General features: G+C 64.8%; 15 protein-coding genes. 12 read left to right on the forward strand and 3 right to left on the reverse strand.

All coding sequences use genetic code 11. The features are described from left to right. Positions 1-24 precede the first annotated feature (24 nt). The 4 genes from B4F07_RS06120 to B4F07_RS06135 all read left to right on the forward strand — a co-directional run bounded on the left by B4F07_RS06120 (position 25) and on the right by B4F07_RS06135 (position 2,531). Positions 25-513 carry a VOC family protein gene (locus B4F07_RS06120; RefSeq protein WP_293699360.1) on the forward strand — a complete coding sequence of 163 codons (489 nt, stop codon included), beginning with the start codon at positions 25-27 and terminating at the stop codon, positions 511-513. A gap of 3 nt (positions 514-516) precedes the next feature. Continuing rightward, a complete protein-coding gene (locus B4F07_RS06125) occupies positions 517-1,176 on the forward strand; it encodes a glutathione S-transferase family protein (RefSeq protein WP_293699362.1) in 660 nt (219 codons plus the stop codon). Positions 1,177-1,195: 19 nt separating this feature from the next. Next, positions 1,196-1,669: an SRPBCC domain-containing protein gene (locus tag B4F07_RS06130; protein WP_293699364.1), complete on the forward strand. Its 474-nt coding sequence runs from the start codon at positions 1,196-1,198 to the stop codon at positions 1,667-1,669. Between the two features lie 79 nt (positions 1,670-1,748). Then, positions 1,749-2,531 carry an alpha/beta hydrolase gene (locus tag B4F07_RS06135; RefSeq protein WP_293699366.1) on the forward strand — a complete coding sequence of 261 codons (783 nt, stop codon included), beginning with the start codon at positions 1,749-1,751 and terminating at the stop codon, positions 2,529-2,531. A 27-nt stretch (positions 2,532-2,558) separates the two neighbouring features. Here B4F07_RS06135 and B4F07_RS06140 read toward each other — a convergent pair whose 3' ends face one another. Beyond that, the gene (locus B4F07_RS06140) at positions 2,559-2,693 is read right to left on the reverse strand and encodes an entericidin EcnA/B family protein (RefSeq protein ID WP_293699368.1); all 135 of its coding nucleotides are present in this window, start codon (positions 2,691-2,693) and stop codon (positions 2,559-2,561) included. Between the two features lie 208 nt (positions 2,694-2,901). Between B4F07_RS06140 and B4F07_RS06145 the strand changes: the two genes are divergently transcribed. The 7 genes from B4F07_RS06145 (at position 2,902) to B4F07_RS06175 (ending at position 7,504) form a co-directional block, all read left to right on the forward strand. After that, the gene (locus tag B4F07_RS06145) at positions 2,902-3,237 is read left to right on the forward strand and encodes a hypothetical protein (protein ID WP_293699370.1); all 336 of its coding nucleotides are present in this window, start codon (positions 2,902-2,904) and stop codon (positions 3,235-3,237) included. Between the two features lie 101 nt (positions 3,238-3,338). Next, entirely contained in the window at positions 3,339-3,473 is a 135-nt protein-coding gene (rpmH, locus tag B4F07_RS06150) for a 50S ribosomal protein L34 (protein ID WP_039570342.1), read from the forward strand. Between the two features lie 29 nt (positions 3,474-3,502). Beyond that, on the forward strand, positions 3,503-3,841 hold the full coding sequence (rnpA, locus tag B4F07_RS06155; protein WP_293699372.1) for a ribonuclease P protein component: 339 nt from the start codon (positions 3,503-3,505) through the stop codon (positions 3,839-3,841). Positions 3,842-3,980: 139 nt separating this feature from the next. Further along, positions 3,981-4,193, forward strand: a complete 213-nt coding sequence (gene yidD, locus B4F07_RS06160) for a membrane protein insertion efficiency factor YidD (protein WP_293699374.1) — start codon at positions 3,981-3,983, stop codon at positions 4,191-4,193. Between the two features lie 43 nt (positions 4,194-4,236). After that, complete coding sequence (yidC, locus tag B4F07_RS06165; RefSeq protein WP_293699376.1) at positions 4,237-5,991, forward strand: membrane protein insertase YidC; 1,755 nt, start codon at positions 4,237-4,239, stop codon at positions 5,989-5,991. Then, the gene (yihA, locus tag B4F07_RS06170) at positions 5,988-6,650 is read left to right on the forward strand and encodes a ribosome biogenesis GTP-binding protein YihA/YsxC (RefSeq protein ID WP_293699378.1); all 663 of its coding nucleotides are present in this window, start codon (positions 5,988-5,990) and stop codon (positions 6,648-6,650) included. The genes yidC and yihA overlap by 4 nt, the downstream gene beginning before the upstream one ends. 182 nt (positions 6,651-6,832) lie before the next feature. Then, on the forward strand, positions 6,833-7,504 hold the full coding sequence (locus B4F07_RS06175) for a glutathione S-transferase family protein (protein ID WP_293699380.1): 672 nt from the start codon (positions 6,833-6,835) through the stop codon (positions 7,502-7,504). A gap of 298 nt (positions 7,505-7,802) precedes the next feature. On the opposite strand, the gene B4F07_RS06180 is transcribed toward B4F07_RS06175, so the two are convergent. Beyond that, complete coding sequence (locus B4F07_RS06180; protein ID WP_293699382.1) at positions 7,803-8,270, reverse strand: cupin domain-containing protein; 468 nt, start codon at positions 8,268-8,270, stop codon at positions 7,803-7,805. 103 nt (positions 8,271-8,373) lie between these two features. On the opposite strand from B4F07_RS06180, the gene dapE reads away from it, so the two are divergent. Beyond that, positions 8,374-9,510 carry a succinyl-diaminopimelate desuccinylase gene (dapE, locus tag B4F07_RS06185; protein WP_293699384.1) on the forward strand — a complete coding sequence of 379 codons (1,137 nt, stop codon included), beginning with the start codon at positions 8,374-8,376 and terminating at the stop codon, positions 9,508-9,510. A 212-nt stretch (positions 9,511-9,722) separates the two neighbouring features. On the opposite strand, the gene B4F07_RS06190 is transcribed toward dapE, so the two are convergent. Continuing rightward, positions 9,723-10,195 (reverse strand): Smr/MutS family protein (locus tag B4F07_RS06190; protein WP_349681314.1); only part of this gene is annotated, 473 nt, incomplete at its 5' end.

Raw genomic sequence — 10,195 nt, forward strand, 5'->3', positions numbered from 1 at the left:
GGCGCACGAAACAAGGAGAGACAGATGAGCACGAACCGACACCCCGTCAGCCTGTGCCTGTGGTACGACAAGGACGCCGAAGCGGCGGCGAATTTCTATGCCGCGACCTTTGCCGACAGCCATGTCGGCGCCGTCCACCGCGCACCGAGTGATTTCCCCGGCGGCAAGGCAGGCGACGTGCTGACCGTCGGATTCACCGTGCTCGGCGTGCCATGCATCGGCCTCAACGGCGGCCCGATCTTTCCGCACAGCGAGGCCTTTTCCTTTCAGGTCCACACCGAAACCCAGGAAGAGACCGACCGGCTGTGGAACGCGATCGTCGATAATGGCGGCGCGGAAAGCGCGTGCGGCTGGTGCAAGGACAAATGGGGTCTGAACTGGCAGATCACCCCGCGCGTGTTGACCGACGCGATGGCGCACCCCGACCCGGCGGTGAACAAGCGCGCGTTCGAGGCAATGATGACGATGACCAGGATCGACATTGCGGCGATCGAAGCCGCGGTGAAGGGCTGAGCGATGCTGATTTTCTATGGCCACCCCTTTTCGTCCTACGCGTGGAAGGCGCTGATCGCGCTGTATGAAAAGGGCATTGAATTCGATTATCGCGCGCTCGAAATTGAAGCGCCTTTCACCCACTATGAGGAGCTCAAGGCGCATTGGCCGGTCGGGCAATTTCCGCTGATCGTCCACGACGGGCGACCGCTGTTCGAATCGAGCATCATCATCGAATATCTCGATCAGATGGTTGCGGAGCCCCGGCTGATCCCCACCGACCCGCAGACGGCACTGACCATCCGGTTTTTCGACCGGATATTCGACAATCATTTCCAGGCCCGTTTTCAGGCGGTGGTTGCCGAATATCTGCCCTTCATCACCGAAACACCCGACCCGGTTCGCGTCGAGCGCGCCCGCGATCTGCTCGAAAAGGCCTATGGCTGGCTCGAAACGCAGCTGCCCAATGAGGGCTGGGCGACGCCGCATGGCTTTTCGCTGGCCGACTGCTCGGCGGCGCCCGCGCTGTTCTATGCCGACTGGGTGCATCCGATCGACCCACGGTATGTGCGGGTGCGGGCGTATCGCGCCCGCCTGCTCGCGCGGCCGAGCGTGGCGCGATGCATTGAGGAAGCCCGCCCGTACCGCAGTTTTTTCCCGTTCGACGTGTCGGGCCGCGATTGATTGTTCCAAGGAGACTGACATGACCGCCACTGCCGACAATGGATGGGCGCTGTCCATCACCCGCCACATCGCCGCGCCGCCCGAAAAAGTGTGGCACGTCCTGACCGAGCGCCAGACCGAATGGTGGTGCCCGCTGCCCTGGCGCGCCGAGTTTCTGGTCCAGGAATGGCGCGCGGGCGGGCGAACCAGCGTCGTCATGCACGGCCCCGACGGCGAGGAGCATCCGCATGAGGGGATTTTTCTGGACGTGACGCCGGGCGTCCGCTTCGTGTCGACCGACGCCTTTGTGGTCGGCGCCGACGGGCAATATATGCCCGCCGCGCCGTTCATGGTCGGGTGCTGGGAAATCGCCGCCGAAGCGGGCGGCACCCGCTATACCGCGACCGCGCGCCATTGGGACGAGGACGCGGCGCGGCGGCACAGCGAGATGGGCTTTGAAGACGGCTGGGGTGCGTGCGCCGACCAGCTGGTCGCGCTGTGCGAGCAAAACTAGGCGTCCCGTAACGGGGTTAATGGCGCGATCACCGCGCCGCTTGACGCCTTGGTAGCCGCGCCCGCGCGATAGCGGGGGCATGGTTTCGCCCGTCGCCCTCGTTCGCACCCTATTCGTCGCGCTTTGCGCGGCGGTGCTGGCGTTCGCCCCGGCGCACGCGCAGCAGGGGCTGACGGTCACAACGACAGTCAGCTGGACGTGGGAAGAAGTCGGCGACGCTGATGACGACGGCGCGGTCTTCGATGACGAGGCCGCGTTGCTCGACGACGACGCGCTGGCCGAGGACGTCGATATGGCGGCAACGCGGCGTTACGCACCAAGCGCGACGCTGGCCACGCTGGGCCGGGCCAAGGCGCATTATGGTCCCTTTGCCGTGATCGACGCAGCCACGGTGCGCATGGCGGGCGACGTGACCTCGGCGACGCCGCGCCAGTTCGCGGCAATGCTCGCGGCGTTTCCGGGGCTCAAGCGGCTGGAAATGGTCGACTGTCCCGGCAGCCTCGACGAGCACGCGAATCTGATCCTGGCGCGCGCGATCCGCCGCGCGGGGATGGAAACCGTCGTGCCGAGGGGCGGGTCGGTGCGGTCGGGCGCGGTCGAGCTTTGGCTTGCAGGAACGACACGACGCGCCGCTGCGGACGCCGAATTCGGGGTGCATAGCTGGGCCGACGATAGCGGGCGCGAGGCGAACGACTATGCCCCCAGCGATCCAGTCCACGCCGAATATCTGGGATATTACCGCGAAATGGGAATGGACGATGCCAAGGCGCGCGCCTTTTACGCGCTGACCAACAGCACCCCGTTCGACGAGGTACGCTATCTGACGCGCGACGACATGGCGCGGTTCGTCGCGCTCAACTGATCATCATGGGTCGGGCGCTCCTAGCGCTTAGCAGTTGCCCTGGACACCATCGGCACAGTCGCCGACCGATTCAACGTCCTTTGCTGCACCGTCAACGGTATTGCACGCCGACAGGAACAACATCGATCCGCTGATCGCAAAAATCGTCAGAAGCTTTTTCATTCTCTCTCTCCGGCACAAGGGCCAACCGCCCTCTCATTTCGATATTTTGGCAACGGCGGTGTGAAAGGATCGTTCCTTTATGTCGGTCGCGCGCTGGCCGAAGCGTTCCAAAAGACCGCTGGGTCGGGGCGAATGCGGGGTGTGTCGCGGCCGCGCCCCCACTGTTTTGGTCTTGCCGCACGGCGCAGTTCTACCCACATCGGTCCTCATGGCCAAACGCAGCCTTTACCAGCGATTGCGATCGACCGCGCAGGTGCGGCTGGCGCTGTTCGTGCTCGGCGTGCTGCTGATCCTGATTTCGCCGATCGTCGGTGTGCTCCCCGGTCCCGGCTTTCTGATCCTGTTCCCGCTCGGGCTGATGCTGTGCCTCCAGAACAGTGCGTGGGCGAAGCGGATCTATGTGCGGTTCAAGCGCCGCCACCCGCGCTACGCCGCCTGGACCGACCGGGTGATGCGACGAACCAGCGCGGCGCGGCGCCGCGAACGCGAAGCCCTGGCGGCGGCCGCGCGCGAAACGCCGGAAATCCGTGCCAATGCCGATTGACTTTGCGCCGACTCTCGCTTATCCGCGCCTCCATCAGTGGCCGCCCACGTTTGGCGGCCCTTTTCTGTTAGAGCCTTGCAAGAGATTTAGGGACAACCGCGATGAAGCGTACCTTTCAACCGAGCAACCTCGTGCGCGCCCGTCGCCACGGTTTCCGCGCCCGCAAGGCGACGGTCGGCGGTCGCAAGATTCTCGCCAACCGTCGTGCCCAGGGCCGCAAGAAGCTGTCGGCCTGACCGCTGACGCTTCTGCGCCAGTGAAACTGGTGCGAACGCTTTCAAAACGCAGCGAATTTCTGGCCGCCAACCGCGGCCTTCGCTTTCCCATGCCCGGCTTTGTCCTGCTCGTCCGCCCGCGCGGCGACGCCGATGACGCGATGGGCATTGGCTATACCGTCAGCAGGAAAGTCGGCAACGCCGTCACCCGCAACCGGATGAAGCGCCGGCTGCGCGAACTGTGCCGCGCGGCGCTTCCCGAATCGGGGATTGCCGGGGCGGACCATGTGCTGATCGGGCGGCCGGGGGGTAACGACATCGTGTTTGCCGAGCTGGGCGAGCAGCTCGATTCGGCGTTGATGCGCGCGGCGAAGAAACTGGCGCGATGACGCTGCTTCCCCCCCATCGTCACCCCGGACTTGATCCGGGGTCCATTACCACCGGCGCTGCATGGACCCCGGATCAAGTCCGGGGTGACGAAATGGGGATAATCGCGCGTGAAGTTGCACCATTTTCCGGGCTTTCCCAATGATCGCCAAACTCCTCATCCTCATCGCCCGCGCTTGGCAGATCGGCCCCTCGCGCATCCTGCCGCCGACCTGCCGCTATTCGCCCTCGTGTAGTGCCTACGCCATCACAGCGCTGTCGCGCTATGGTGCGATCAAGGGTGGCTGGTTGGCGACAAAGCGGCTATTGCGCTGCCATCCTTGGGGGGGCCATGGCCACGACCCCGTTCCCTGAACGGTATTCCCCGACATTTTGAGACGAAGAGAGACCAATCGGCGTGGACGACAAGCGTAACCTGATCGCGGCAATTTTGTTGTCGGTGGCCATCCTGCTGGGCTGGAATTTCGTCTCGGCGCAGTTTTTCCCGACCCCCGCCAAGCCCGACGTGACGACCACGGTCGCAGGCGCCAACGGCACCCCGGCAACCACGCCCGCCACGCAAGGCCAGCCGAGCGCGCTGCCGACCGCCACCGCCCCTGCTGCCCCCGCGACGCAGGCGATCCGCCCGGTCGAAGCGGCGCTGGCCGAAGGCAACCGGATACCGATCGCCACCCCGGCGCTGGCGGGTTCGATCAATCTGGTCGGCGCGCGCATCGACGACATCACGCTGACCAAATATCGCCAGACGATCAAAAAGGATTCGCCGCCGGTGCGGCTGTTTGCGCCGGGCGGGACCAAGGCCGCCTATTTCGCCAGCATCGGCTGGTCGGCGCAGGGCGTTCAGGTGCCCGGGCCGACGACGCTGTGGACCGCGAGCGGCAGCAAGCTGACCCCGACGACCCCGGTCACGCTGAGCTGGGCCAACACGACCGGCCAGACGTTCCGCATCGAATATAGCATCGACGCCAATTACCTGATCACCGCGAAGCAGACGATTGCCAATGCTGGTACCGCTCCGGTGAGCGCGAGCAGCTTTGCGCTGATCGACCGCCTCGGCAAACCCACCGACCCGCATGAGGTCGACAGCTGGACGATCCATGTCGGGCCGACCGGCTATCTCGATGGCAAATCGGTGTTCGACACCGATTATGAGGATCTGGAGGAAGCCCCGAACCGCACCGTGCGCTATAATGCCGCGGGCTGGCTGGGCTTTACCGACAAATACTGGCTCGCCGCGATCGTCCCGGCCAAGGGCGAGCGCGTCACCGCGGCGATCAGCTCACCGAGCACCAATAATTACCAGACGTTGTTCGCGCGCGACTTTGCGCAGGTCGGCCCGGGCCAGCAGGTCACGACGACCAGCCGCATCTTTGCCGGGGCCAAGGAAGTCGAGATCCTGGAAACCTATCAGGACAAGCTGGGCATCACCCGCCTGTCGAACGCGATCGATTGGGGCTGGTTCGAATTTTTCGCGGTGCCGATTTTCAAGCTGCTGCACTGGCTGTTCCTGCAGGTCGGCAATTTCGGCGTCGCGATCATGGCACTGACCCTGATCATCCGTCTGCTGATGTTCCCGATCGCCAACCGGCAATTTTCGTCAATGGCGCAGATGCGCGTCGTGCAGCCGAAGATGAAGGCGCTGCAGGAACGCTTCAAGGACGACAAGCCCAAGATGCAGCAGGAGCTGATGAAGCTCTATAAGGATGAAAAGATCAATCCGCTGGCCGGCTGTTTGCCGATCCTGATCCAGATCCCGATTTTCTATGCGCTGTACAAGGTGCTGATGCTGGCGATCGAAATGCGCCACCAGCCGTTCATCCTGTGGATCAAGGATCTGTCGGCGCCCGACCCGCTGCACATCCTGAACCTGTTCGGCCTGCTGCCCTTTACCCCGCCGTCGATCCTGGCGATCGGCGTGATGGCGGTGATCCTGGGCGTGACAATGTGGTTGCAGTTCCGCCTGAACCCCGCCCCGGCCGACCCGGTGCAGGCGCAGGTGTTCAAAATCATGCCGTGGCTGTTCATGTTCATCATGGCGCCGTTCGCCGCGGGCCTGTTGCTGTACTGGATCACCAACAATATCCTGTCGATCGCGCAGCAGCAGTGGATGTACCGCAAGTTCCCGGCGCTGAAGGCGCAGGCGACGACGTGAGCGACGGCGAAGACCTTGCGCCGGGTGCCGACCCCGAACGCGGCGAGCGCGCGCGCAAGCTGTTTTCGGGGCCGATCAATTTTCTGAAATCGGCGCCGGCGCTCCAGCACCTGCCCGACCCGACCATGCCCGAAATCGCCTTTGCGGGCCGGTCGAACGTCGGCAAATCGTCGCTGCTCAACGCGCTGACCAATCGCAATGGCCTCGCGCGCACCTCGGTGACCCCGGGGCGGACGCAGGAGCTCAATTATTTCGACGTCGGCGAACCGCTGGTGTTCCGGCTGGTCGACATGCCCGGCTATGGCTTTGCCAAGGCGCCGAAGGATGTCGTCAAGAAATGGCGTTATCTGATCAACGATTATCTGCGCGGGCGGCAGGTGCTGAAGCGCACCCTGGTGCTGATCGACAGTCGCCACGGGCTGAAGGATGTCGACCGCGAATTCCTCGAAATGCTCGATACCGCCGCGGTCAGCTATCGCATCGTGCTGACCAAGGCCGACAAAATCAAGGCGAGTGAGCTGGCCGCGGTTCATGCCGCGACCGAAGCCGAGGCGCGCAAACATGCCGCGGCGCATCCCGAGGTGATTATGACGTCGTCGGAGAAGGGCTTGGGAATCGCCGAGCTACGCACGGCGGTGCTGGAGGCGGTGGAAGTTTGACTTTCGCTCCTCTCCCCTTGAGGGAGAGGATAGTGAAGGTTGGACCGACAAAGTCGGGCCTACCGCAACTTGGTGAGGGTAAGGACGCCAGCGTCGCACCCCTCACCCAGCTTCGGCTAGGCAGCAAGCTGCCAAGCCTGCACAACCCTCTCCCCCAAGGGGAGAGGGGTTAGGGAGACCCCATGAAACTGTTCATCGGCAACAAGGCCTATTCCAGCTGGAGCCTGCGCGGCTGGCTCGCCGCCAAGCACAGCGGCCTGCCGTTCGAAGAGGTCACCGTCCCGCTCTATGACGAGGCATGGAACCAGCGGCGCGAGGGCGACGAGTTCGCACCGTCGGGGGGCAAGGTTCCGATATTGTGGGACGGCGACGACATCGTCGTGTGGGACAGCCTGGCGATCATCGATTATCTCAACGAAAAGACCGGTGGCACCAAGGGCTATTGGCCCGACGATATGGCGGCGCGCGCGATGGCGCGGTCGATGGCGGCCGAAATGCACGCGAGCTTTGCGGCGCTGCGCCGCGAGCACAGCATGAACATCCGCCGCATCTATCCCGCCGCGCCGCTGCTGCCCGAAGTGCAGGCCGATGTCGTCCGCATCCTGCAGATCTGGGCCGAGGCGCGGGCGCGATTCGGCGGCGAAGGCGATTATCTGTTCGGTGACTGGTCGGCCGCCGACATGATGTTCGCGCCGGTGGTGACGCGCTTCATCACTTACTCGATCCCGCTGCCGCCCTTTGCCCTCGCCTACATGCAGGCGGTGATCAGCCATAAGTGCATGCAGGACTGGATCGGCGGCGCGCAGGCCGAGGATTGGATCATCGAGAAGTTTGAGGGGCCGGTCGAGGGGTGAGGTAAGGGGCTGGTTTCGACCGGTTGCGGGCGTTGATCCTCCCTGTCGCGAAGCGATGGGGAGGTGGCAGCACGGAGCGCTGACGGAGGGGCCATAACGCGACGTCGCCGCCCCTCCACCATCCTTCGGATGGTCCCCCTCCCCATCGCTTCGCGACAGGGAGGATTTTCCCCTCATCGTCATCCCGGACTTGATCCGGGATCCACGACGACGACGCGGTTATGGATCCCGGATCAAGTCCGGGATGACGAAGCTAGCAGACCTGGGCTTTGCCACCCCAAAAACCGCCATCACCCGCTCACGGAATCCGCTTCGTCGGATAAGGCGTCCCGTCTTTGTGGAAATAGCCGTCCGGCCCGAACAGCATGTCGATATCGGAATAGCCGCCGCCGGTGTCATATTTCTTGCCGCCGCCGAGCGCGACAAACACGCAGTCGGCGTCCGATTCGTTGATCAGATGATGGCCGTTGGTGCTGCCCTTGGGCCACACCGCGATATCGCCGGGGCGCATCGGCCAGCGGCCGTCATCCTCGATCAGCACCGCCTCGCCCGAAATCATCACGAGCATCTCGTCCTCACTATCGTGCCAGTGGCGCTGCGACGACCAGGCGCCGGGTTTCAGCACGACATGGCTGGCGGCAAAATCGCTGAGGCCGGTCGCGGGAGCGAGGCGGCGGTACCAGCGGCCTTGAACCGGCGCATCATAGGGCGCGGGATAGCCGGTGACGTTGGTTTGCGGGATGGCGGCGAGGTCGAGTTTGGGCATGGCAGTCCTCCACCGCCTTCTTGCCGTTCGCATCGAGCGAAGTCGAGATGCGTCGAGGCCAACGTGTCTCGACTTCGCTCGACACGAACGGGTAAGGAGCGGCATGACCATGCACATCGATCCCGTCGAACTCGCGCAGGCGCTGATCGCCGCGCCCTCCGTCACCCCCGCGACCGGCGCGGTGTTCGATGTGCTGGAGGCGGCGCTGATCCCGCTCGGCTTTACCGTCGAGCGCTTTATCGACGGGATCGAGCCCGACGGGCCGGTCGAAAATCTGCTCGCAGTGCGGCGGGGCAGCGGCCCCGTCCATTTCGGCTTTGCCGGGCATCTCGACGTCGTGCCGCCGGGGGTGGGCTGGACCGGCGATGCCTTTGCGCCCGAGATCCGCGGCGACCTGCTCTATGGCCGCGGCGCGGTCGATATGAAGGGATCGATCGCCGCGTTTGTGGCGGCCGCCGCCGCGACGCCGGTCGATGCCGGAACGATCAGCCTGATCATCACCGGCGACGAGGAAGGCCCGGCGATTTTCGGCACCCGCGCGCTGATGGAGCATATGGCCGGACGCGGGATCGTGCCCGACATGATCGTCGTCGGCGAGCCGACGTCGGTGAACCGGCTGGGCGACATGGTGAAGATCGGGCGGCGCGGGTCGGTCAATATCTGGATCGACGTGCCGGGAACGCAGGGGCATGTCGCCTATCCGCACCTCGCCGACAATCCGATCCCCAAGCTGGTGCGGATCATGGCGGCGATCGACGCGGTGGCGCTGGACGAGGGCAATGACTGGTTCCAGCCGTCGAACATCGAATTCACCGATATCGAGGTCGGCAATGGCGCGACCAATGTCATCCCCGCGTCGGCGCGGGCGCGGCTGTCGATCCGCTTCAACGACCAGCATCGCGGCGCCGATCTGGTGGCGATGATCGAGCGCATCGCGCATGGGGTCGAGCCCGCCGCGAAGGTGCTGGGCAAGATTTCGGGCGAGGCGTTCCTGACCCCACCGGGCGAATTGTCAGGGCTGGTTGCCGAGGCGATCCATGCCGAGACCGATGTGGTGGCGGAGATGTCGACAACCGGAGGGACGTCGGACGCGCGCTTCCTGCACGCGCTGTGCCCGGTGGTCGAATTCGGGCTGACCAATGCGACGATGCACAAGCTCGACGAGGCGGTGGCAGTGGCGGATTTGCACAAGCTGACCGCAATTTACCGCGGGATTTTGATGCGGGCTTTGCTGGATTAGAATGGTCTCACGCAAAGGCGCGAAGGCGCGAAGAAAAATCTCACACAAAGACACAAAGAGGGCAGCCTGATCGGGCTGTGGAAACTTGCCGCCGCAGGCGATTGCGGAAGAGGGCGCTTCGCGCGGACCTCAACCAGCGGCGCCCGCCTAGGCCGTCATCTTTGTGTCTTTGTGTGAGATTTTTCTTCGCGCCTTTGCGCCTTTGCGTGACATCAATCTTCTCTTGAGCGCCGCAAAATCACATAGACCGCGCCTGCCCCGCCATGGCTGACATGCGCGGGGCGTAACGCGACAATCTGGTCGGCGTGCGGCGAATAAGCGAGCCAGTCGGGGAGTGAGGCGCGGATGGCGCCGCGGGGGCGCGGATCGCCGTGCATTTGCGGCAGACGGTCGGCGCCGGGGCGCAGGCGCCCTGCCACCACCAGCAGCACGCGCGCGCCGCGGTTCAGTGCCCGGTTGATCGCGTCGTCGAGCAGCGCCTGCGCCGACGCCAGCGTATGGCCGTGGAGGTCGATACTGAGATCGGGGCGCACCAACCCCTTGCGCAACCGGCGGTCCCAATGGCCGTCGAGCGTCGAGGCGCTGTGGGTGCGGCGCGGCGGCGGCAGCGGCGCAGCGGGACGCGATGGCGCGGCGGCGCGCGGCGCGGTGCTGCGCGGGGTGGGCTGCGGCAGGGGGATCGTCG

This window comes from Sphingopyxis sp. UBA6723 (assembly GCF_002454115.1).
Taxonomy (GTDB): Bacteria; Pseudomonadota; Alphaproteobacteria; order Sphingomonadales; family Sphingomonadaceae; genus Sphingopyxis.